A 23,154-nucleotide genomic window follows, 5' to 3' on the forward strand; every position below is an offset into this window, starting at 1 on the left:
AACCAGCTCCGTGCTGGGGCGCGCTTCGGAAGCGGATCTCAAGGTGAGATGATCTTGCTTCGTAGCGCGTGGAGATCTGACGGATACGCAGTGGGTCCCGCTGGAACCGTTGTTGCCCAAGGGTGCGAAGCCGGGGCGGCCGCCCATATGTACCGGGCGGCAGTTGAGCGACGGCATGAGGTTCCGGACCCGCACCGGTGTTCCTTGGCGCGATGTCCCGGAACGATACGGTCCCTGGAGTCGGGTGTACGACCTGTTCCGGCGCTGGCAGCGGGACGGCACGTGGCAGCGGATCTTCGCCGCACCGCAGGCCCAGGCCGATGACAAGGGGCTCATCACCTGGGGCATCAACGTCGATTCCACTGTCTCTCGGGCCCACCAGCATGCTGTCGGGGCACGCAAAAGGGGGGCTCTGCGAAAGGAACCGCCTGGTGGGATCGGCATCGAGCCTGACGACTACGGTCTGGGCCGTTCGCGCGGCGGTCTGACCACCAAGCCGCACCTGGCCGTCGAACAAGGGCAGAAGCCGATGGCCAGAGTGATCACCGCCGGACGATCAGCCCTGGTGAGGCAGCTGGGCCAGGGCCTTGAGGATGCGCTTCCAGGCGTCGCCGGACGCGTCCGCGTCGTAGCTCTCGGGACGGTCCTCACACAGGAAGCCATGCTGGGCAGCCGGATAGTCGATCAGCTCATGACGCACACCGGCCTGCTCAAGACGCTGCCCCAGACGCTGCCACTCGACCATGGAGATCAGGAAGTCCTGTCCACCCACGAGACCGAGCAGCATCGTGCCGTGTGCGGCCACCGATGCCGCGCCCTGGGGAGTCAGAGGCGGTTGCGGCTCGGCCAGCGGAATCCCGCCGTCCAGGGTCCAGCCGCCGTAGCAGCTGACGACCACGTCCAGCGGCAGACGCGTGGCCGCGAGGACACCGAGGTGACCACCAAGGGAGAACCCGACGAACGCGCGGCCAGCCCCGGCACCCAATTCCGCACCAGCCGCGAGGGACGCTTCGGTATCGTCCGCGACACCCTCGCGTGTCAGGTGACCGAGCAGCCGGAAACCCTCCTGGCGCCCGGCATCGTCGTAGCCGAGTTCGGCGCGGCGTGACTGACGCCAGTAGAAGTCCGGGGCGATCGCCAAGTAACCGGCTGCTGCCAGCCGCTCGCAGACCTTCCCCACCCAGGGTGTAACGCCGAACAGTTCCATGCCAACGACCACGGTCGCCCGAGGCTCCTGCGCCAGTGGCGTGGCCACATAGACGTCCGGCCCCTCGGGCAAGCGCGTCCAACGAGCAGAAACCGACGCAGGATCCGACATGGTTGTCCCCCAGACGAGTAGCAAAGAGTTCCCGCAGCCTGGCCGCAGGCGCCCTCAGGCTAGCCGAGCCGTTTGCCGACTCACCCCCACCCCAAAGCACTTCCGTAGTCCCCGGTGCATTGGATGCCGCAGCCCTCTCACATCAGGTCGGGCAGAGGCCGAGGGGTCGACGGGCCGAGGGGTCGAGGGGTCGACGGGCCGAGGGATCGACGGGCGAGCGTCGTGCCGATGGCCGCAGCTCGTTCGTCCCGGCCCTGGCGCTCTGGGCACCAGAAGTCGGCTGGGCCGACTTCTGGTGCAGGGGCGGCGAGCGCGGCCGGCGAAAATCTATAGACCGGTCGGTCTATCCCTGGGTGTGCTGCATGGGAAGTCGGCGGGGTCGACTTTTGGCGCGGGCAGGGTGGTGGCGGAGCGGAGAGGCTGGTGAATCTGTAGACCGGTCGGTCCAGTTGGCTTCGTGGGCCGTACGGGAAGTCGGCCGGGTCGACTTTTGGCGCGGGGCGGGATGGCGGCGGGGGCGAGAGGCCAGTGAGTCAGTAGACCGATCTACAGATTCACGCGGGGTGTGCTGCGCGAGAACGGGGCTTGGCAGGCCACCCAGCCAGTAGATCGGTCTGCATATTTTCCCGAAGGGGCGCGCGCCGCGCGGGGGTGCCCGGGCGGGCCGGCGAGTGCAGCACCGGAAGTCGGCCCGGCCGACTTCCGGTGCAGGGAGGCGGGTGGGCCGCAGCGGCAGGCGGGCTGGCTGCGTCAGGCGCGGAGCAGGATGGTGGCGACGGCGGTGGCCTGGGTGAGGGCGGCGGCGTGGTGGGCGCCGGGGAGGCCGATGGCGATGGGGACGGCCAGGCCGTCGAGGAGGGCGCGGAGTTGGCCGGCGCGGTCGGCGGCCGGCCCGGGGGTGAAGTGGCCGGTGCTGGTGCCCTGCTCGATGAGGGCGACCAGGTCGGCCTGCCAGGGGACCTCGATCTCCTGCTGCCCCTGGCGGAGTTCGGCGCTGGCGGGGGAGCGGCCCCAGACTTCGACCCAGAGGATCCAGCGCGGGTCGCCGGGGCCTTCGGCCAGGTAGAGCCGCAGGTAGGCGTCGAGGCGCTGCCAGGGGTCGAGGGCCGGGTCGGCGAGGGCTTCGCGGCGGCGGGCCCCCAGCTGGTCCTCGCTCCAGCGGAGGGTTTCCAGCAGCAGCTGGTCCTTGCTGCCGAAGTAGTAGAGCAGGTGCCCGGCGCTCATCTGGAGCTGTTTGCCGAGCCCGGCCATGGTGAGTTTGGCGAGTCCGTGTTCGGCGATCGCGGCCCGGGCGGTGGCGTAGACCTCCTCGCGGGGGCGCGCAGGGCGGCGCGGGCGGGGGTCGGCCATGGCGGGGCTGCTTCCTGACGGGCGGAACGGGTGGGGCGGGGGAGACAGGCGGGACGGGGTAGTGGTGGAGGTCCGAACGGTACCGGAGCGGGGGAGTCGCCCCCGCTCCGGCACCCCCGGCGTCAGGCCTTGGGCTGCTGCTGGGTGATGCAGTGGATGCCGCCCCCGTTGGCGAAGATCTCGCGGGCGTCGACGAGTTCGACGGTGCGGCCGGGGTAGGCCTTGGCGAGGATGTCGGCGGCCTCCTGGTCGCGCGGGTCGTCGAAGGCGCACAGGACGACGGCGCCGTTGGCCACGTAGTGGTTGATGTAGGAGTAGTCGACCGGCTCGCCGTCCTCGTCGAACAGCACGGTGGGGGCGGGCAGTTCGATGACCTCCAGCTGTCGGCCCTGCGCGTCGGTGGCGGCGCGCAGCACGGCGACGAGCTCCTGGCAGACCTCGTGGTCGGGGTGGGCCGGGTCGGGCTGGACGTGGGCGACCACGACGCCGGGGCGGACGAAGGAGGCGACGATGTCGATGTGGCCGCGGGTGCCGAACTCGTCGTAGTCGCGGGTGAGTCCGCGGGGCAGCCAGATGGCCTTGGTGGTGCCGAGGTGGGCGTGCAGTTCGGCCTCGACGTCCTCCTTGGTCCAGTCGGCGTTGCGGCCCTCGCCGAGCTGGACGGTCTCGGTGACGAGGACGGTGCCCTCGCCGTCGACGTGGATGCCGCCGCCTTCGTTGATCAGCCGGGAGGCGAAGCGCTGGACGCCGGTCAGTTCGCTGATGTGTTCGGCGACGTGCTGGTCCTTGTCCCAGCGGGCCCAGGACTGGGCGCCCCAGCCGTTGAAGATCCAGTCGGTGGCGGCCAGTGAGCCCTTGCCGTCGATCACGAACGAGGGGCCGATGTCGCGCATCCAGGCGTCGTCGAGCGGGCGTTCGACGATCTCGACGGCCTCGGAGACGTACCGGCGGGCGTCGGCGGTCTCACCGGTGTTGACGATCAGCGTGACCGGCTCGTACCGGACGATGGTGTCGGCGACGGCGGCCCAGGCCTGGCGGCCGGCGTGCAGCTGCTCGGGGGTCTCGAAGGTGGGGTTGGTGGTGGGGAAGGCCATCCAGGTGCGCTCGTGGGGGTGCCACTCGGCGGGCATCCGGTAGCCGAGGGAGGCGGGCGTGGGGGTGGTCATCATCGGATCCTTGAGGAAGAGGGGGGAAGAGAAAAGGAGGGGAAAGGGGCGGGGCAGGGGGGTCAGAGGAAGTAGAGGCGGCTGAGCGAGACGCTGTCCGCGGGTTCGGAGCGCAGGGGTGCGCCGTCGAGCGAGACCAGTCCGGTTTCGGTGACGTCGACGTGGCCGGTGCGGGCGTTGCGCACCAGGTCGCGCGGCCCGATGCCGCGGGTGCCGCGGACGCCGACCCGGCGTCGGCGGGTGGGGAGTCCGTCGGCGGGTCGGTCGGGGTGGGCCGCGTCGGCGGCCGCCTGGGCGACGAAGGCGACCGAGAGGTCGGCGGCGGTGGCGCCGTGGGCGCCGAACTGGGGCCCCAGGACGAGGGGTTCGCAGCGGTCGGTGGAGGCGTTGGGGTCGCCGGTGACGCCGTACGCGGGGAAGCCGGCCTTGAGGACGAGTTGCGGCTTGGCGCCGAAGTGGTCGGGGCGCCAGAGCACGATGTCGGCGAGCTTGCCGATCTCGATCGAGCCGACCTCGTGGGCGAGTCCGTGGGCGATGGCCGGGTTGATGGTCAGTTTGGCGATGTAGCGCAGCACGCGCTCGTTGTCGTCGCCGCTCTCGGTGGTCCCGTACGAGCCGTTGCCGTCCAGCGGGCCGCGTTCGGCCTTCATCTTGCCGGCCATGGCGAAGGTGCGGCGCACCGTCTCGCCGGCCCGGCCCATGCCCTGGGCGTCGGAGGAGGTGATGCCGATGACGCCGAGGTCGTGCAGCACGTCCTCGGCGCCCATGGTGCCGGCCCGGATGCGGTCGCGGGCCATGGCGGCGTCGCCGGGCAGGTCGGTCTTGAGGCCGTGCGCGGAGACGATCATGCCGAAGTGTTCGCCGAGGGCGTCCCGGCCGAAGGGCAGGGTGGGGTTGGTGGAGGAGCCGATGACGTTCGGCACGCCGGCCATCTTGAGCACGTTGGGGACGTGTCCGCCGCCGCAGCCTTCGATGTGGAAGGCGTGGACGGTGCGGCCGTCCAGGACGCGCAGGGTGTCCTCGACCGCCAGGCATTCGTTCAATCCGTCGGTGTGCAGGGCGACTTGGACGTCGTACTGTTCGGCGACGCGCAGCGCGGTGTCCAGTGCGCGGGTGTGCGCGCCCATGTCCTCGTGCACCTTGAAGCCGCAGGCGCCGCCCTCGGCCAGCGCCTCCACCAGCGGGGCCTCGTCGGAGGACGAACCGCGGCCCAGGAAGCCGATGTTGACGGGCCAGGCGTCGAAGGCGTTGAAGGCGTGGCGCAGCGCCCAGGGGGAGTTGACGCCGACGCCCCAGACCGGGCCGAACTCCTGGCCGATGACGGTGGTGACGCCGGAGGCGAGCGAGGCCTCCATGATCCGCGGCGAGAGCAGGTGCACGTGGGTGTCGATGGCGCCGGCGGTGGCGATCAGGCCTTCGCCGGAGACGATGGTGGTGCCGGTGCCGACGACCACGTCGACGCCGTCCAGGGTGTCCGGGTTGCCGGCCCGTCCGATCGAGGCGATCCGGCCGCCGATCAGGCCGATGGACGTCTTGCGGATGCCCTGGACGGCGTCGATCACCAGCACGTTGCTGATCACCACGTCGCAGGTGTCGCGGACGGCGGCGGGCTTGAGGTGGAGGCCGTCGCGGGCGGTCTTGCCGAAGCCGGCCAGGAATTCGTCGCCGGGGGCCTGGGAGTCGGATTCGACGCGGACGATCAGTCCGCTGTCGCCGAGCCGGATCCGGTCGCCGGCCCGGGGGCCGTGCACGGAGATGTAGTCGTGGGCGGAGATGGAACTCACGAGGGCACCTCCTGGTCGTCGAAGTCGGTCAGGTAGCCGGTGGCACGGGCCTTGGCGAGGGCGGCGTCCTTGGCGCCGGGGGCGTCCAGGGGGCCGTCGACGAGTCCGGCGAAGCCGATCGCGACGCGGGCGCCGCCGATCGGGACGAGGCCGACCTCGACGGTGGCGCCGGGGTCGAAGCGCACCGAGGAGCCGGCCGGGACGGCCAGGTGGGTGCCGTAGGCGGCGGCGCGGTCGAAGGCCAGGCGCGGGTTGGCCTCGAAGAAGTGGAAGTGGGAGGTGACCGAGATCGGCACCCGGGAGGTGTTGTGGACGGGGATGAGCAGGGTCTCCTCGACCGGGTCGTAGCCGGCGCCGGCGCCGATCAGCGCGCCGCCGGGGGCCTCGTCGCCGAGCGAGCCGGCGCCCTTGAAGGGGTCGTTGACGACGGCGAGCCGGGTGCCGTCCTCGAAGACGGCCTCGACCTGGACGACGGTGACCACGTCGGGCACGCCGGGCAGCACGTCGGCGGCGGTGAGGACGGAGCGGCCGGCCTCGATGGCCTCGGCGAGGCGCCGGCCGTCGCGGGCGGCTTCGCAGACGGTGTCCGCGATCAGGGCGGTCGCCTCGGGGACGTTGAGGCGCACGCCCCGGGCGCGGCGGGCGCGGGCCAGTTCGGCTGCTGTGAAGATCAGCAGCCGGTCCCGCTCGGTGGGGGTCAGTCGCACGGTTCCTCGCTCGCGGTCGCCGGGGAGGGGTGGGTTCGGGGCCCTGGGCTTCCGGATGATGTTAGAACGACGTTCAAACATCTCGGCTCATTGAACCCGCACCGGGGCTCCATGTCCAGCGTTGCCGCTTCCGGGGCCTTCGGCTTCCCGGGCGGGCGACGGGGGTGAGTGGTCGGCTGTCCCGACCCCCAGCGGGCGGCGCGCGGCGGTGGCGAGGCCGGGGGCGCGCGGCCCCGCGCACGGTCCGTACGGGCGCCGGGTGTGCGCGGGATCGGGTGGGGGCGGTCTCGAAAGCACCCTCTGCGCTTCGCAAACCTGTCCGGCGCGGGCAGTTGGATCACGTGAACCTCCCCGTGCCCCTTTCACCCCACGTGATCGGACGCACACTGTTGCAAACGCCGTCAACTGGGCATGAGGATGGTGGTTCAGTACGAGGGGGCCACCCGGCCGGCGGGGGATCCGGAGGCGGGGGCCCGGATTTGAGGGCGGGGGCATCTGTTGATGGACGGTCAGTCGCGATTCCCGCGGCAGCGGACGAGTTCGGGCGACGCCTACCGGTCCGGGCCGGCCCAGGGCCCGGTCGTCGGCGCCGGAACGGCCCTACCGGGTGCGTCGGCCCCGGGGTGCGCGCTGCACCGCCGGCTGCACCTGACGCTCGAACCGGCCGACCTGGTCGCGGTGGGCGCGGTGCGGCACCGGCTGCGCACGGCGCTGAGCCACTGGGGGGTGCCGGAGTTGTCCGACACCGCCGAGCTGCTCACGTCCGAGCTGGTCACCAACGCGTTGCAGCACACCGGCAAGGGCGCGGTTTTCGACGCGGTGCTGGATACGGACAGCCGGCTGCGGGTCGAGGTGCAGGACGGCGCGAGCCGGCTGCCCGGGCGGCGGCGCGATCCGGAGGCCGAGTACGCGACCTCGGGGCGCGGGCTGCTGCTGGTGGAGGCGCTGGCGGACTCCTGGGGCGTGCAGCTGCGCGGCGACGGCAAGGTCACCTGGTTCGAGCTCGCGATGCCGTAACCCGCGATGCCGTAGCCCGAGGCCGCAACCGACGGCCGTAGCCCGCGGCCGTAGCCCGCGGCCGTAGCCCGCGGCCGTAGCCCGCGGCCGCAACCGACGGCCGTCACCCGCGGTCCACCGGGCCCGCCGCGGCCGGTCGGCGAATCCGGACGCGACACCGGTACGATTGTTCGCCCCCGATTGATCCGTTCTCGAAGCAAGCCCTGAACACAAGGCTGAGCGCAAGATTTCCGGCCCGTTGCCATTGCCGCTCGGCCGAACATTGGACAGGATGGTGGGAATGTGTGTCCACGTGCGGGAAGCAGCGGGGAGACCGAACCTCGACTGACCACCGCCCGTCGACACCGCCCGATCCAGCACGACCCATCACACCGCCACGCGGCCCGTCCGGACGGTCGGCGCGGTCCGCCACGGCAGCGGCAGGAGCAGCATGCCCACTGAGCCCGAGTCGCCGGGGCCGGCGTTTCCTCCCGGCGCGCCCGCCGTGGAACGACCCCTGCCCGCCGTGGAGCCGCACCCGCCCGCTCCCCAGCCGCCCGCTCCCCGCCCGCCCGCGCAGGCCACCCGCCGTAACTCTGTCCGCACGCCCCCGGTGCTCGCCTCCGGGCGGCTGGCGCCCGTGCTGTCCGGCGGGCTGCCGCCCTCCTCCGCCGACTCCATGCCGGACTGGCTGGAGCCCGCGATGGCCGCCAACGGCATCGGCTCCTTCGACTGGGACATCCGCCGCGACGTCCTGGAGGGCGACCAGCGGGCCTGCACGATCATCGGACTGGACGGCGTCGAGCGGGACCGCTTCGACCGCACCGCCGCCTCCTTCCTCTCCCTGCTGCACCCGGAGGACGCGCCCGTGGTGCGCCGCCGGGTCGAGCGCGCGGTGGCCGAGCTGGGCCAGTGCGGCGCCTACTACCGCACCGTCGGGCCGAACGGCACGATGCGCGCGGTGCGCTTCCGCGGCCGGGTGCTCGCGGACGCCTTCGGCCGGGCCTCCCGGATGGTGGGCTTCGTCTGGGACGCCACCGTCGAGCTGCACAAGCGCGACCGCGCCGACCGGATGGCCCAGCTGCGCGAGGAGCGCTCCCGGTTCATCAAGGAGGCCGCGCGCGCCCTCTCCGAGGCGGTCACCGTGCGTGACGTGGCCCGGGTGTTCACCGAGCTGCCGCTGCCCGGACTGCCGCCGGACGGTCTGGTGCTGGCCTCCTTCGAAGCCGGCCGGACCCGGATCCTCGGCGCCTCCGGCTACCGCTCGCAGGCCCTCGCGGTCTGGGACCGGGCGGTGCTGCCCGCCGGGCACCCGGCCAGCGAGGCGCTCAGGCACCGCGCCCCGGTCTTCATCTCCAGCCGGGAGGACTTCCGGGACCGCCACCCCGACGCGTGGGAGCGGACCAGCCGCACCGGCCGCGGTTCCTGGGCGTACCTGCCGCTGGTGGCCAGCGGCCGGGCGATCGGCGTCTGCGTGGTCAGCTTCGACGACGAGCGCGAGCTGGACGCGGACGAGCGCACCCTGCTGTCCACTCTGGGCGGCCTGGTGGCCCAGTCGCTGGCCCGGGCCCGGCTGCACGACGCCGAGCACGAGCTGGCGGCCGGCCTGCAGCGGGTGATGCTGCCGCGCACCGTCCCGTCCGTGCCCGGGGTGACCACCGCGGTGCGCTACCTGGCGGCCGGCTCCGGACTGCAGATCGGCGGCGACTGGTACGACGTGGTGCCGCTGCCCGGCGGGCACGTCGGCCTGGTGATCGGCGACGTCCAGGGCCACGACGTGCACGCGGCCGGGATCATGGGCCAGCTGCGGATCGCGCTGCGCGCCTACGCCGCGGAGGGGCACCCGCCCGCCGCGGTGATGGCCCGCGCCTCCCGCTTTCTCGCCGACCTGGACACCGACCACTTCGCGACCTGCACCTACGCCGAGGTCAACGTGGACTACGGCGTGGTCTACGCCGTCCGGGCCGGCCACCTGGACCCGGTGGTGCGCCGCGCGGACGGCACCGCGGCCGTGCTGCCGGTGGCCGGCGGGCTGCCGCTGGGCATCGACCCGGACCAGGAGTACCGGGTGACCAGGTTCAGCCTGGACCCGGGCGAGACGGTGCTGCTCTGCACCGACGGCCTGGTCGAGGCCCGCGGCACCGACCTGGACGAGGGCATCGACCGGCTCACCCGGACCATGGCCCGTCCGCTGCCGACGGCCGGCGAGGCGGCCCGCGACCCGCTGGAGGAGCTGGCCGACCGGATCACCTCCCAGGCCGCCGACTCCAGCGAGCGCGAGGACGACATAGCGCTCCTGCTGCTGCGCTGGGACGGCCCCGAGGGAGGCCTGGCCGCCCAGCAGCTGCGCCGCCGGATCGGCCAGGCCGACCTGGCCAGGGTCGCCGAGGTGCGCGCCGAGCTGCGCGACGCGCTGCGCCGCTGGGGCGTCGCCGAGTTCATCGACACCGCCGAACTGCTCTCCTCCGAACTGGTCACCAACGCGATCCGGCACACCGACCGGGACGCCATGTTCACCGCCCGGCTCTACCGGGAGACGGTCTCGGACGGCGGCCGGGCCCGGCTGCGGGTCGAGGTGGAGGACGAGTCGGACCTCTGGCCGACCCGCCGGACCCCGGGGGAGCAGGCCTCCTCCGGGCGCGGGCTGATGCTGGTCGAGGCGCTGGCGGACGCCTGGGGCGTGGAGCCGCGCGGGTCCGGCAAGCGGATGTGGTTCGAGCTCAGCGGGACGAGCGTGGCCTGACCGGCCCGTGGACGGGTCAGCCGAACTGCTGCTCCAGGTCCTTCAGTTTGCGTTCCAGCGAGTCCAGCCGGGGCAGCGTGACGGTGTCCTCGTCGGCGGTGAGGTCGATGGTGCGCCGCTCCGGACGGGCCGGCAGGCCCGGCTGGACGACGGCGCCCCCGGCCGCCTCGGCCCCGCGCGTGCCGGCCTCGACCCCACGCGTGCCGGCCTCGACCCCGCGCGTGCCGGCCTCGACCTCGCGCGCGCCCGCCTCGGCGGAGCCGACGGCCGCGGCCTCCCGGGCGCCCGCCGGGAGTTCCGCCCCGGGCCCGCCGGTTATCGCGGACTCCGGGGCGGCCGACTCCAACTGCCGTGCGGCGCCGCCGCGTCCGCGCCAGTGGCCGCTGCTGCGGTTGATCGCCCGGATCTCGGCCCGCTCGCGGCGCCCGGCGAGCTTGCGGCGCTCCTTCTCCATGGCGCGCTCCCGCTTCTCGTCGCGGACCTCGTCCACCGCCTCGTCCAGGCTGCGCACGCCCTCCAGGAGCATCAGCGACCAGGCCGCGTAGGTCTCGCGCGGGGCGCGCAGCCAGCGGACGATGCGGATCTGCGGCAGCGGACGGGGCACCAGGCCCTGTTCGCGCAGCGCGGCCCGGCGGGTCTGCTTGAGCGCGCGGTCGAACAGGATCGCGGCGGACAGCGACATGCCGGAGAAGAACTGCGGGGCGCCGGCGTGGCCGAAGCCGCGCGGGGCGTGCACCCAGTTGAACCAGGCCGAGGCACCGGCGAAGAGCCAGACCAGCAGGCGGGAGCCGAGCGCCGCGTCGCCGTGGCTGGCCTCGCGGACGGCGAGCACCGAGCAGAACATCGCGGCGCCGTCCAGGCCGAACGGGACGAGGTACTCCCAGCCGCCGGACAGGCCGAGGTTCTGCACGCCGAAGCCGACCAGGCCGTGGAAGGAGAGTGCGGCCGCGACGCCGGCGCAGCAGAACAGCAGCGTGTAGGAGGCCGCGCCGTACAGGGATTCCTTGTTGCGGCGCCGTTCCTCGGAACGCTCCCAGGAGTCCGCGCCGGCGGCGGATCCCCGGCTTCGGGCCAGGGCCACCAGGAGGGCGCTGACCAGCAGCCCCACCACCCCGGTGACGGCCCAGCCGAGCGGTATGTCGGACAATTTCATTGCCGGAACCAGCCTCGCTTTCTGCGTCGCGTTCCTGCGCCGCCCACTGCGTTCAGCAGCGCGGCGGGGACCATCATGACGGATGCTCGGCGGGGGGAAAGCGGATTCGCCGTCAATGCGCTGAGGAGAGGGATTTCTGACCCGTCGCCAATCTCATTGTCATATGAATTGGGCGCGGGACATTCCCGGAATCACGGGCTTTTCGAATCCCGGGTCGGACGGATTTTCGTCAACGTCGCGTGACGCGGGGGCAGCCGTTGCACATTTCCGCCGATTCCACGGTGTAGACGAGGCAACAGCTGGCCCGGGCCCGGTCCGTACCCGAAGCACCGGTGCACCCGGGCGCCGGGGGTGCGAAACCGGCGCCCGGGGTGAAGGGGGCCGGGGCGGGAGCGGGGCCCCGGTCCGCGCCGGGCGTGCGCGCCGGTCCGGGGGAGGACCGCGCGGGGGGCGCCGCGGGGCCGTCGGGCTCGCCGGGGCCGGCGGGCGCCCCGGCTCCGGCGGGCTCCCCGGGGGCCAGCAGGGCGGACAGTTCGGCGCGCGCCCGCTCCTGCTCCCCGAGCAGCCCGCCCGCGTACCAGAGCCCCTCCACCACCGCGTCGGTGGCCATCGCCCACAGCACCCGGGGCCCGCGCCGCGCCTGCGGCCCGAAGGCGGCCAGCACCGGGGTCAGGAACTCGCCCAGCGCGCGCCGCAGTTCGGCCGCGAGCGCGTCCTCGTCCGGCACCGTACGGGCCCCGGCCGCGCGGACCGCCGGGTCGTCCGGCAGGCAGACGAAGGCCTCCGGGCGCACCGTCAGCTCCATCGAGGCCGGGGCGCGGTGCACCGAGACGTCGCCGGGGCCGAGCAGCGGGACGCGCCGCTCCAGGAACCACGGCACGGTGAACAGCAGCGAAACCGGCCAGACGAAGCGGTGCAGTCCGAAACCGGCCGCCACGTCCGGGCGCAGCGGCCGCCCGTAGCGGGTCAGGCCCTGCCGGGCGTCGTGGGCGACCAGTTCGCGCAGCGCCTCCGGGTCGCTGGTGAGCGCGTCGACCGGCAGCCAGCCGTCGCCGTGCCGGGGCGGGGCGCAGTGCAGGTCCAGCATTGGGGCGAGCGCGGTCAGCCGGTGGTACGAGGGGGCGCAGGGAGTGGGGGCGCCCGGCGCGTCGGTGTGGTCGTGCGCCTGGGGGTGGCCGGGCGCGTGGCCGTGCGGCTGGGTGTGGTCGTGCGCCTGCGCGTGGTCGTGTGCCTGGGTGGTGCGGGGGGCGCGCGGCGCGGGGCCGGGCCGGGTGCTGCTCGCGGTCATGGGCGGGCCCCATCGGGTCGACCGGGGCCGCCGGTGGACCGCCCGGCGGGGCCGGTCGCGGACGGTGCTGCCGCGGCCGGGCCCGGCCGGTCCGGGGCGCGGCGGTGCCCGGGGGACAGCAAGGCGACCTGCCCGAAGCGCTGCTCACCCCGGACAGGTTAGGCTCACCTTAGCTGATTGTTCCCCGGGTCTCGCTGGCGATGCGTCCGTCCGGGGGAGGCCCCGGCGCACGTCCGAGCTGGCGTGCGAGCCAGACCGGCACTCCGCCGAGGGCGTGCACCAGGCGGGTGGCCTCGGCGCGCAGCCGCACCGCCTCGGCGGGTTCGGACACCTCGGCGAGCGCGGCGAGCGCCGGCGCCACCCCCACCGTGAAGCCGAGTTGCTCGCGCAGCCGCAGCGAGGCGTCGAAGCCCTCCCGGGCGTTGCCGCGGTCGCCGCGGGAGAGCGCGAGCGCGGCCAGGTGCCGCCAGGTGTAGGAGCGGAGCAGTTCGTCCCCGCGTTCCCCGGCGCCCTCGTGCGCCCGGCGGTAGGCGATCCAGGCGGCGCCGCGGTCGCCCAGCAGGTTCTCGGCGACCAGTCCGCGCCGGAAGTCCAGCAGGGGGCGGCCAGGTGCGTCCGGCGGCAGCAGCGCCGAGGTGCGGCCGAGGGCGGCCTGGGCCTCGTCGAGGCGGTCGCGCGGGCCGAGCACGCTGGCCAGGTAGGCGAGGAAGCCGCGGGCGCAGCCGGCGGCCGCGCGTTGCTCGGTGCCCTCCGCCAGGGCCTCGGCCAGTCGTAACGCCTGTTCCGCCTGGGTCCAGTGCGCGGCGGTGAACAGGCACTGTTCGATGAGGAGTTCGGCCCGTGCGAGGGCCGCGGCCGGGTCGTGTTCGGCGGCGGGTCGCAGTAGTTCGGCGGCCTCCTGCCAGCACCCCCGGGACCGCAGCCGCCACACGGTGTCGCCCGGTTCCTCCGCTGCCGCCCGCCCCCGTTCGTCCGGGCCGCTCGGGCTCCATCCGTGCTCCGACAACGCCACCTCCTTGTGTGCGCCATCCAGCAAGGGCGCGGACCTGCCTTGGAGCCCTGCCGCCACGACCCGTTCGCATGGCGACGGCAGGGTCGACGGCACGGCGAAAGACCCGCGCTGTGGCGGCAATTCAACACGGGGGTGAGCTTGTGCACCAGATCACGAGCGGAGGTTGTTGCTTTTGTCGAGGAGATGATCTAGAGGGGCGCCGGTGCCGGGAGTGCCAGGGGTGCCGGGAGCTCCGGGGCACCGGGGCACCAGGGCACCAAGGTTCCGGGGTTCCGGGGTTCCGGAGCAGGGCCGGGTCGGGTCAGGAGGTCCAGCCGGTCTCCATCAGGGCCTCGGCGGCGCCGTTGGCGGGTTGGGGCACGCCGGCCAGGTCCAGGCTGAACAGGGCGACCAGCAGTTGCTCGCCGCGCACGGTGGCCTGGTGGGAGTAGCCGGCCAGGGTGAACATGGCGGCGGCCATCTCCTCGGCGTGCAGGGTCTGCAGCCACAGGCACTCGACCGACTTCACATCGGCGGGCTCGGTCCAGGTGTCGACCTGGGCGACCATCCGGCCGCCCAGCAGGGTGACCCCGTCGCGCTCCTGGGCCTCGGTCAGTTCCAGGTCGTCGAAGCCGAGCCACTCCAGGTAGCGGGCGGCGGTGAACACCGCGTCCTGGGAGGTGCGCACCGGGTGGGGGCGGAACGGCGCGCGGTGGCGGAACGGGCGGGGGCGGCCGGCGGAGCCGCCGCTCGGCGCGGGCGGGGCCGGCACCGGGGCGTTCACCGGGTGCGCCGGGTGCGGGCGGACGGCCTGCGGGCCGGGGGCGGCGAGCGGGCCGGCGGTGCCGCTGCCCAGCCGGGTGGTGCGGTCCACCGGGAGGCGGACGGTGGCGCCGCAGTTGCAGGTGAACTCGGGCTGCGGCCACTGGTCGGAGCGGCCGCAGTGCGGGCAGCGCATGCTCAGCCAGGAGTCCTCCCAGGAGCGGAACCGCACCTGTACCGGCACGCCGCCGCGCAGCAGCGGGACCTTCAGCGAGGCGCCGCACGGACACGGCAGCGACGGCGGCTCGTACAGGTGCTCGCGGCGGCAGGCGGGGCAGCGGATCGCCCGGGCGCCACCGCCCGCCCCCGGCCCCGACCGCGCGGGGTCGTGTCCGGTGAAGTCGTCGGGCAGTCCTGCCATCGCGGGCTCCGTCCGTCGGTGTCGGGTCGGGGTGGATGGTTCCCATGCTCCCCGAAACGTCCGGCTCCGGGCGCGGAATGGGGCAATCCTTAGGGACGGATCAGGGACGGATCAGGGACGGTTGAGGGGGCGGTCGCCGCCAGGGGCGAGGCCCGGCCCCTCCTCGGGGAGGATGCGCGGCCGGTGTCCGTGGGGTGGTCGGTCCGCGGACCAGCGGGCCAGGTCGGCGGGGGTGTCCAGGTCGTCGGGGACGGCGATGTCCGCGCACTCGACCAGGACGAGTTCCCCGGCGTGCGCCGCCAGCAGGGCACGGGCCCCGGCGTCCCCGGCCGCGCCCTCGGCGGCCTCGGTGAAGTGCCGCGCGCCGATCAGCACCGGGTGTCCGCGCCGCCCGCCGTACGCCGCGGCGGCCAGCTCGGCGCCGGCCCGGTGCGCGGCCAGCAGCCGGGCGACCGCGGCCGGGGTGACGCCCGGGGTGTCCACCAGCATCACCAGCACCGCCGGGGCCCGCGGCGGCAGCGCGGCCAGCCCGGCCCGCAGCGAGGAGCCCATGCCCTCGGCCCAGTCCGGGTTGGCGACCAGCCGGCAGCCCGGCAGGTGCGCGGTGGAGCGCACCCGCTCGCGGTCCGCGCCCAGTACCACGGTGACGTCCGGGCAGCCGCCGGCCCGGACGGTGGCCACCGCGTGCTCCACCAGCGGTCGGCCCGCGTACCGGATGAGCGCCTTGGGCCGCCCGCCGAGCCGGCGCCCGCCCCCGGCGGCGAGGACGAGGGCCGGGACGGCGGGCGGTGTGGTCTGCATGCGCCCAGCCTGCCCGGTCCGGGCCCGCTCGCGCAGCGGTTCGGCGCTTGTACGAATCCACAAGGCGAAGGCGCAGGTCGTGGGCGGTCCCCGGCGGTTCGGCCGCTGGTCCCGCGGCCCGCTTGCCCCTGTACTGGGGCGATGAACACCGCACCGCGCCCGCTGGTGGACCGCTTCGGGCGGGTCCACACCGATCTGCGGGTCTCCCTGACCGATCGCTGCAACCTGCGCTGCACGTACTGCATGCCGGCGGAGGGGCTGGACTGGCTGCCCCGGGCGGACGCGCTCGGGGACGACGAGGTGGTGCGGCTGGTGCGGATCGCGGCGCAGCGCCTGGGGGTGCGCTCGGTGCGGCTGACCGGCGGGGAGCCGCTGCTGCGGCGGGGGCTGCCGGGCCTGGTCGGGCGGTTGGCCGCGCTGGGCGTGGAGCTGTCGCTGACCACCAACGGGATCGGCCTGGCGCGGACCGCGGTCGCGCTGCGGGAGGCAGGGCTGGGGCGGGTGAACGTCAGCCTGGACACGCTGCGTGCGGACCGGTTCGCGGCGCTCACCCGGCGGGACCGGATCGCCGACGTGTTCGCGGGCCTGGCGGCGGCGAAGGCGGCCGGGCTGGACCCGGTGAAGGTCAACGCCGTGCCGGTGCGCGGCGTGAACGACGACGAGATACCGGAGTTGGCGGCCTTCGCCGTCGAGCACGGTTACCGGATGCGCTTCATCGAGTCCATGCCCCTTGACGCGCAGGGGAGTTGGGACCGCGCCGCGATGGTGACGGCCGAGGAGGTGCTGGCCCGGCTCGGCGAGCGCTTCGACCTGGTGCCGGTGGGGCGCAGCGGCAACGCCCCGGCGGAGGAGTGGCGGGTCGCCGGGACGGACACGGTGATCGGGGTGATCGCCTCCGTCACCAGGCCGTTCTGCGGGGGCTGTGACCGGGTCCGGCTGACGGCTGACGGGCAGTTGCGCAACTGCCTGTTCGCGACCGAGGAGTCGGACCTGCGCGCGCTGCTGCGCGGGGGCGCGGACGACGGGCGGATCGAGGAGGCCTGGCGGGCCTCGGTGGCGGGCAAGGGGCCCGGACACGCCATCGGGAGCGCCGGGTTCGTCCGGCCGGACCGGCCGATGTCGGCGATCGGCGGCTGAACTCCCGGGCCGGGCTGCGGGCGGGAGGGGGGAGGAGCTGCCGGAGTCGACGGAGTGTGAGCTTCGACATGCTCTTGGGCTCCCCGTGGCGTCGGCTTGACCTCCTCTTGGGGCGGCTGGTCTGCTGGTGCGCCGTCAACCCGCCCCTGACCACCGGAGTTCTCCGTGCCCGCCCGCCGTGCCTGGCTGTCCGCCGCCACCGTGTTCCTGATATGCCTGCTCGCCCTGGTCGGCTGGCTGGTCGAGGGCCGCGGCGGGAAGTCGCCGGGCGGGGCCGGACCGTCCGCCGCCGGGACCGGCACCAGTCCGCTGGAGAACCCGGACGGCACCAAGCCCGGCCTGGCACCGCTGACCACCCCGGAGCAGCGGAAGGCGGGCCGGGAGCTGATCGCCAAGGTGGCCACCGCCCGTACCGGACCCAAGGACGGCTACGACCGCAACGAGTTCGGCCCGGCCTGGACGGACAGCGTCGAGGGCGTCCCGTACGGCGGCAACAAGTGCGACACCCGCAACGACCTGCTGGCCCGCGACGGCAGCGGTGTCGAGCGCAAGGACGGCTCGGACTGCGTGGTCACCGCGATGACCATCCACGACCCGTACACCGGCCGGACCGTCGAGTGGACCAAGCAGCAGGCGTCGAAGATCCAGATCGACCACGTGATGCCGCTCTCCTACGACTGGCAGATGGGCGCCGCCACGTGGGACAAGGCCAAGCGGGTCCGGATCGCCAACGACCCGCTCAACCTGATCCCCGCCGACGGCTCGCAGAACGCCTCCAAGGGCGACTCCGGCCCGGCCGACTGGCTGCCCGCCGCCGCCGAGATCCGCTGCTCGTACGCGGTGCGCTTCGCCCAGGTCTCGCTCAAGTGCCAGCTGCCGGTCACCGAGGCGGACAAGAAGGCGATGCTCCAGCAGTGCGGTGGGTGAGGAAACGATTCCTCCGCGCGGCCCGTACCGAGTGGCCGCGCTGCGCGGCCGCGCTAGGGAAGCGACAAGGAGACGGCGGGGAGCGGAGGGCGAGGTGCCCCGGCAGTGCGCCGGATGATATTCGTGGGCAGTGCCCCCGATGACCCCCCGCCTGCGGCGACGCGCCCTGCCCGTCCTCGCCGCCCTGCTCCTCACCCTGGCCGCCGGCTGCTCCGGCCCCGGCGGTGCACGCCCCGCGGGCTCGCCGACCGGCCGCCCGCCGCTCGCCGAGCAGGTGCCCGCCGGCGCCTCCCCGGCCCTGCGGGCGTACTACGACCAGCGGCTCACCTGGGCACCCTGCGACGGCGGGGACGGCGACGCGGGCGCCGACGGCGCGGAGGCGGCCGCACCGGTCGTCCAGTGCGCAACCCTCAAGGCCCCGCTCGACTACGCCGACCCCGGCGGCCGCGGCATCGACGTCGCCGTCGTCCGGGTGCCCGCCGCCGACCCCGCCCACCGGATCGGCGCCCTGCTGGTCAACCCCGGCGGGCCCGGCAACTCCGGTGCCAACATGGCCCGGGGCTGGAAGGACGGCGAGGGCCCGCTCCGCGACCGCTTCGACGTGGTCGGCTTCGACCCGCGCGGCTCCGGCGCCACCCTGCCCGTCGACTGCCTGGACGACCGCACCCGCGAGCAGTGGATGCGCACCGACGACCCGGCCTACGACCGCGGCCGGGTCCTCGCCGACGCCTGCCGGGCCAAGTACGCCGACGTCCTGCCGTTCCTCGGCACCCGCGACAGCGCCCGCGACATGGACGTGCTGCGCAGCGCCCTCGGCGAGCGCAAGCTCGACTTCCTCGGCCTCTCCTACGGCACCTACCTCGGCGTCCTCTATGCCGAGGAGTTCCCCGACCGCACCGGCCGGCTCGTCCTCGACGGCGCCGTCGAACGCAGCACCGACCTGATGCACCTCGACCTCGAACAGGCCGCCGCCACCGAGGCCGGCTTCCGCGCCTTCGCCGCCGCCTGCACCGCCGAGGGCGCCGACTGCCCGCTCGGTACCGACCCGGGCGCGGCGCCGGGGCGGCTCGCCGACTTCCTCGACGGCCTCAAGGACCACCCGCTGCCCACCCGCGACGGCCGCACCGTCACCGCCTCCCTCGGCTGGGGCGTCGTCATCGACACGCTCGCCGACGGCCACGGCAGCTGGTCCCGGCTGCGCTCCGCCCTCGACCCCGCCCTCACCCGCGGCGAGGGCGACGAACTGCTCCGCTTCGCCGACGGCAACGCCGGCCGCGACGACGACGGCCACTACGAGAACTCCGCGGACGCCTTCGCGGCCATCCACTGCGCCGACGCCCCGCTCGCCCCCACCGACGCCGACCTGCGCACCGCGCTCGCCGACCTCGCCGCCCGGGCCCCGCTGACCAGCCGCCATGACACCCGGCTCGCCCTGCTCGAACCCGACTGCCGCGCCTGGCCGTACCGCTCCACCGAGCGGCCGCACACCGTGACGGCGCCCGGCAGCGCCCCGATCCTGGTGATCGGCGGGACGGAGGACCCGATCACCCCGTACGTCTGGGCGCAGCGGATGGCGGCCGGGCTGCAGCACGGCGTGCTGCTCACCCGCGACGGCGACGGGCACATGTCCTGGTACCACAGCTCCTGCGCGCGCGACGCCGCCGAGGCCTACCTGGTGGACGGGGTGCTGCCGGCCGCCGGCGCGCGCTGCGGCTCCGACTGACGGGGTGCGGGACGAGGCCTGCGAAAGGGGCCTGCGTACAGGGGGCGTGCCGCGCGAACGCGGCACGCCCCCTCGGGAGTTCGGGCTCCGGGATCAGGGTTCCCGGAGCCCGGGTCGGGCCGACCGGATCAGGCCTTCGGGGCCGTCAGGTCGTAGAAGGTGGCGCCGCCGACCGTCCTGGCGGTGAAGTGGCCGGTCACCCAGGCCTCGATCTGCGCCGCCTCGGTCTGCTGGCCGTCCTCGGCGCCCTCGCCGACCGCCCCGCCCGCGCCGCCGAAGCCGCGGTGCGAGCCGCCGCCGATGAACCAGTGCACCTTGCCCTCCTGGACGTACTTCTGGAAGCCCGCCAGGCTGAGCGAGGGGTCCGTGCCGTTGAAGCCGCCGAGCGCCATCACCGGCTTGCCGGTGGCGAGTTGGTAGCTCGCGGCGTTCTGCGAGCCGGTGGTGGCGGCCATCCAGGTGTACTGGCCGGCGTCCTGCGAGAGCAGGGACTTCGCCTCCTCGCTCACCTTGGTGCCGCCGAGCAGGCCGCCCATGCCGCCCATGCCGCCACCGAAGCCGCCGGGGCCGCCCGCGCCCTCGGGGTCCTGGCCGCCGCCCGGGAACCCGGGGAAGCCGGGCGCGCCGGAGGTGCCGCCGGAGCCGGTGGACCCGCCCGCGCCGCGCTCGTGGCGGCCGCCGGGGGCGGTGCCGTCGGCGCCCCGGCCGGAGCCGCCGTTGAAGCCGCCGTTGAAGCCGCCCTGGCCGTTCTGGCCGTTCTGACCGCCCGGGAAGCCGTGGCCGCCCTGACCACCCCGCCCGCCGAAGCCGCCCTGGCCGCCGCCGAAGCCGCCCTGGCCGGGCTGGCCACCCTGACCGCCCTGGCTACCCTGACCGCCGCCGAAGCCGCCCGGGAAGCCCCGGCCGCCCTTGCCCCCCTTGCCGAAGGAGCCCGGCCCGAAGCCCGCGCCCTTCACGGACGGACCGGCCGTGATGATCGAGCCGTTGTGCGCGGTGCCCACGGTGTCCACCGCGTACGCGGCCGGACCGCCCAGCGCCGCCGCCAGGCCCACCAGGCCCGCCACCGAGGCGATCCGCGCGCCCGTCCGTCCGGAGACCCGGCCCGCCACCTGCCCGGCGACCAGCGCCCCCGCGGCCGCCAGCCCGCCGACCAGCACCGCCCAGCGCAGCCAGGGCAGGAAGTCGGAGCTGCGCCCGAGCAGGACGAACGCCCACCCGGCCGTCACCGCGAGCACGCCGGCCAGCAGCAGCGCGTACGGCAGCCGGTGCCGGGCCCGCCACAGGCCGTCCACGCCCATGCCGAACAGGGCCGCGACGGCGGGGGCCAGCGCCACCGTGTAGTACTGGTGGAAGATCCCGGACATGAAGCTGAAGATCAGCGCGGTCGAGACCAGCCAGCCGCCCCAGACCAGGAAGGCCGCCCGGGCCGTGTCCGGACGGGCGTAGCGGCGGGTCGCCCACAGGCCGACCACCAGCAGGATCAGCGCGGCCGGCAGCAGCCAGGCGATCTGCCCGCCGATGTCGCTGCCGAACAGCCGGGTGATGCCGGTCTGGCCCCAGCCCCGGTTGTGTCCGGCGCCGCCCGGCAGGTCGAGCCCGGCGGGCATCCGGCCGCCGCCGCCCACGCTGCCGCGCTCGTTGCCGTCGACCCGGCCGAGGCCGTTGTAGCCGAAGGTCAGCGACAGGAAGTCGTTGTCCTGCGAGCCGCCGACGTACGGGCGGGCCGAGGCGGGCAGCAGCTCCACGATCGCCACCCACCAGCCGCCGGAGACCACCACGGCCACGCCCGCGAGCAGGGTCTGCCACAGCCGCCGCCGGAAGCCGGTGGGCGCCACGACCAGGTAGATCACCGCGAAGGCGGGCAGGATCAGGAAGGCCGCCAGCGTCTTGGTGAGGAAGGCGAAGCCGAACATCGCGCCGGTGAACAGCAGCCACCTGGTGCTCGCCGTCTCGACCGCTCGCACCGTCCCGTACGCGGCCAGGGTCAGCAGCAGCACCAGCAGCGCGTCCGGGTTGTTGAAGCGGAACATCAGCGCCGCGACCGGGGTGAGCGCCAGCGCCGCGCCCGCCAGCAGGCCGCCGAGCGGGGAGAAGCGGCGGCGCACCGTCGCGTACAGCGCGCCCACGGTGGCCGCGCCCATCAGCGCCTGCGGGGCCAGGATCGACCAGGAGGAGAGACCGAACAGCCGTACCGACAGCGCCATCGGCCACAGGGACGCCGGGGGCTTGTCGACGGTGATGAAGTTGCCGGCGTCGGAGGAGCCGAAGAAGAAGGCCTTCCAGCTCTGGCTGCCGGCCTGCACGGCCGCCGAGTAGAAGGCGTTGGCCCAGCCGGAGGCGCCCAGGCCCCACAGGTAGAGCACCACCGTCGCGGCCAGCAGCGCCAGCAGGGCCGGGCGCACCCAGTGCGGGTCGTCCGCGCGCCCGCGCCAGGCGCGGGCCGGGAGGGTGCGCAGCCGTCCGGACCAGGAGGCCGGGCCCTTGGGGCCGGTCGGCGGCAGGGGCTGCTCGGGGAAGAGCGGCGCCGGGTCCGGCCGTCCGGCCTCAGGGTGCGGCACCTCCGGCGGCGGGTAGTTCGCGTCCTCGGGCCACGGATCGCCGGCCGGAGGGGAGTAGCTGCTCGTGGTCATGCGCCATACCGTGCGTGGCGCGGCTGAGAGAACCGTGAGACGAGGCTGTGAGACGGGTGTGATCTGCCCGGGCTCGGGCTTGGGCCTGGGCTTGGGCCTGGGCCTGGGCTCGGGCCCAGGGCGTCGGCTCAGGCGGCGGCCGGCATGGTGATGTGCTTGCCCAGCCACTCCAGGGCCGGGGGGATCTCCCGGGTCCAGGTGTGGAAGTTGTGCCCGGCCGTGTCCAGGGTGATCGTGGACATCTTGGTGGGCGCCTTGAAGGCGGCGACCATGGCCTTGGTCTCGTCGTAGTTGTTCTCGTCGAACGCGGTGGTCAGCAGCAGCGAGACCGGGGCGGGCGGCTGGTTCTTGAGCCGCCACAGCAGGTCGTTCTCCTGCTTGAGCTTGTCGTTGCCGCCGAACAGGTCGCCGGTGGTCGGGTCGTGGGCGGCGCTGTAGTAGCCGGAGAGCGCGACCGCGGCCTGGTAGGAGTCGGGCTTGCGCAGGGCGAACTTGAGCGCGCAGTAGCCGCCGGTGGAGTTGCCGATCACGGCCCGGTTGGCCGGGTCGGTGCCGATCCGGTAGGTGGTGGCGAGGGCCTTGGGCAGGTCGCTGGTGAAGAAGGTCTCGACCTGGGGGCCGTTCGGCACGTCGACGCACTCGGTGTCCCGGTTGTCGACGAGGGTGGGGCGGGTCATCACCAGGATGGTCGGCGGCAGCTTCTTCTGCTCGATGGCGTCGAGGGTGGACGCCGGGTACTGCATCAGCGAGATCAGCTTCTCCGGGGTGCCCGGGTAGCCGGTCAGCACCACGGCCATCGGGAAGCGCTGCTTGGCGAAGCCCGGCTGGAAGTACTGCGGAGGGAGGTAGACGTACGCCTCGGTGCTCAGGCCGGTGCCGGCCCCTTTGACGTCGACCTTCTGGATCAGCCCGGAGCGGTCCGGCTCCGAACCCTGGGACGAGTAGAACCTCTGCTCGCCGGTGACGGACACCCCGGAGGCGTTCGGCTGGTGGTCGACCACCGTGCCGAGGCCGCCGCTGGTGCCGAGCAGGTCGGTCCAGGAGCTGTAGAACCCGAAGTAGCTGTTGGCGATCAGGCCCATCGCGGCCAGCACCGACAGCTGGGTGGCCAGGAAGGCGCCGATCCGGCCCAGCCAGGACTTCCAGCCCTTGCCGCCGAACTTGGGCCAGAACCACATGGTGGCGGCGAAGACGACGATCGCGATGACCGACGTGATGATCTGGAGGGGGAGTCCGGTGAGGCTGAGCACGTGCCCG

The 23,154-nt window shown here is 74.2% G+C and carries 17 protein-coding genes and 1 pseudogene; 6 read left to right on the plus strand and 12 right to left on the minus strand.

The window, feature by feature from the left end; translation table 11 throughout:
- Positions 1–76: 76 nt before the first annotated feature.
- Positions 77–532: pseudogene (locus ACIQWA_RS16300) on the plus strand (IS5 family transposase); the annotation flags it as partial.
- Between the two features lie 24 nt (positions 533–556).
- On the opposite strand, the gene ACIQWA_RS16305 reads toward ACIQWA_RS16300, so the two are convergent.
- From ACIQWA_RS16305 to ureA, 5 genes are all read right to left on the minus strand, one after another.
- Entirely contained in the window at positions 557–1,207 is a 651-nt protein-coding gene (locus tag ACIQWA_RS16305; RefSeq protein WP_402482828.1) for a dienelactone hydrolase family protein, read from the minus strand.
- A gap of 861 nt (positions 1,208–2,068) precedes the next feature.
- On the minus strand, positions 2,069–2,668 hold the full coding sequence (locus ACIQWA_RS16310; RefSeq protein ID WP_402482831.1) for a TetR/AcrR family transcriptional regulator: 600 nt from the start codon (positions 2,666–2,668) through the stop codon (positions 2,069–2,071).
- Positions 2,669–2,790: 122 nt separating this feature from the next.
- Positions 2,791–3,837, minus strand: a complete 1,047-nt coding sequence (locus ACIQWA_RS16315; RefSeq protein WP_360234814.1) for an agmatine deiminase family protein — start codon at positions 3,835–3,837, stop codon at positions 2,791–2,793.
- Positions 3,838–3,896: 59 nt separating this feature from the next.
- The gene (locus tag ACIQWA_RS16320) at positions 3,897–5,618 is read right to left on the minus strand and encodes an urease subunit alpha (protein ID WP_402482834.1); all 1,722 of its coding nucleotides are present in this window, start codon (positions 5,616–5,618) and stop codon (positions 3,897–3,899) included.
- Positions 5,615–6,325: an urease subunit gamma gene (gene ureA / locus ACIQWA_RS16325; protein WP_402482837.1), complete on the minus strand. Its 711-nt coding sequence runs from the start codon at positions 6,323–6,325 to the stop codon at positions 5,615–5,617. The genes ACIQWA_RS16320 and ureA overlap by 4 nt, the downstream gene beginning before the upstream one ends.
- Positions 6,326–6,826: 501 nt before the next feature.
- On the opposite strand from ureA, the gene ACIQWA_RS16330 reads away from it, so the two are divergent.
- Both ACIQWA_RS16330 and ACIQWA_RS16335 read left to right on the plus strand, forming a co-directional pair.
- Positions 6,827–7,342 carry an ATP-binding protein gene (locus ACIQWA_RS16330; RefSeq protein WP_402482839.1) on the plus strand — a complete coding sequence of 172 codons (516 nt, stop codon included), beginning with the start codon at positions 6,827–6,829 and terminating at the stop codon, positions 7,340–7,342.
- 430 nt (positions 7,343–7,772) lie between these two features.
- Positions 7,773–10,064, plus strand: a complete 2,292-nt coding sequence (locus tag ACIQWA_RS16335; RefSeq protein ID WP_402482842.1) for a SpoIIE family protein phosphatase — start codon at positions 7,773–7,775, stop codon at positions 10,062–10,064.
- 16 nt (positions 10,065–10,080) lie between these two features.
- Here ACIQWA_RS16335 and ACIQWA_RS16340 read toward each other — a convergent pair whose 3' ends face one another.
- From ACIQWA_RS16340 to ACIQWA_RS16360, 5 genes are all read right to left on the minus strand, one after another.
- Positions 10,081–11,217, minus strand: a complete 1,137-nt coding sequence (locus ACIQWA_RS16340) for a DUF2637 domain-containing protein (protein ID WP_402482845.1) — start codon at positions 11,215–11,217, stop codon at positions 10,081–10,083.
- 229 nt (positions 11,218–11,446) lie between these two features.
- Complete coding sequence (locus ACIQWA_RS16345; protein ID WP_402482847.1) at positions 11,447–12,505, minus strand: (2Fe-2S)-binding protein; 1,059 nt, start codon at positions 12,503–12,505, stop codon at positions 11,447–11,449.
- Between the two features lie 169 nt (positions 12,506–12,674).
- Complete coding sequence (locus tag ACIQWA_RS16350) at positions 12,675–13,511, minus strand: hypothetical protein (protein ID WP_402482850.1); 837 nt, start codon at positions 13,509–13,511, stop codon at positions 12,675–12,677.
- 307 nt (positions 13,512–13,818) lie between these two features.
- Entirely contained in the window at positions 13,819–14,679 is an 861-nt protein-coding gene (locus ACIQWA_RS16355; protein ID WP_402482852.1) for a hypothetical protein, read from the minus strand.
- A gap of 111 nt (positions 14,680–14,790) precedes the next feature.
- Positions 14,791–15,480: an NTP transferase domain-containing protein gene (locus ACIQWA_RS16360; RefSeq protein ID WP_402482853.1), complete on the minus strand. Its 690-nt coding sequence runs from the start codon at positions 15,478–15,480 to the stop codon at positions 14,791–14,793.
- Positions 15,481–15,621: 141 nt separating this feature from the next.
- Here ACIQWA_RS16360 and moaA point away from each other — a divergent pair, with 141 nt between their 5' ends.
- The 3 genes from moaA (at position 15,622) to ACIQWA_RS16375 (ending at position 19,267) form a co-directional block, all read left to right on the plus strand.
- On the plus strand, positions 15,622–16,617 hold the full coding sequence (gene moaA, locus ACIQWA_RS16365) for a GTP 3',8-cyclase MoaA (RefSeq protein ID WP_360234838.1): 996 nt from the start codon (positions 15,622–15,624) through the stop codon (positions 16,615–16,617).
- 210 nt (positions 16,618–16,827) lie between these two features.
- Positions 16,828–17,544 (plus strand): HNH endonuclease family protein, encoded by a 717-nt coding sequence (locus ACIQWA_RS16370; RefSeq protein WP_402483321.1) that lies wholly within the window; start codon positions 16,828–16,830, stop codon positions 17,542–17,544.
- 139 nt (positions 17,545–17,683) lie between these two features.
- Entirely contained in the window at positions 17,684–19,267 is a 1,584-nt protein-coding gene (locus ACIQWA_RS16375; RefSeq protein ID WP_402482858.1) for an alpha/beta hydrolase, read from the plus strand.
- Positions 19,268–19,395: 128 nt separating this feature from the next.
- On the opposite strand, the gene ACIQWA_RS16380 is transcribed toward ACIQWA_RS16375, so the two are convergent.
- Positions 19,396–21,897, minus strand: coding sequence for a glycosyltransferase family 39 protein (locus ACIQWA_RS16380; protein WP_402482861.1), 2,502 nt, complete (start codon positions 21,895–21,897; stop codon positions 19,396–19,398).
- Positions 21,898–22,025: 128 nt separating this feature from the next.
- Positions 22,026–23,147 carry an alpha/beta hydrolase gene (locus ACIQWA_RS16385; protein ID WP_402482864.1) on the minus strand — a complete coding sequence of 374 codons (1,122 nt, stop codon included), beginning with the start codon at positions 23,145–23,147 and terminating at the stop codon, positions 22,026–22,028.
- Between the last annotated feature and the right edge of the window lie 7 nt (positions 23,148–23,154).

It is taken from the genome of Kitasatospora sp. NPDC098652, from assembly GCF_044760155.1.
In the GTDB taxonomy this organism is placed as follows: domain Bacteria; phylum Actinomycetota; class Actinomycetes; order Streptomycetales; family Streptomycetaceae; genus Kitasatospora.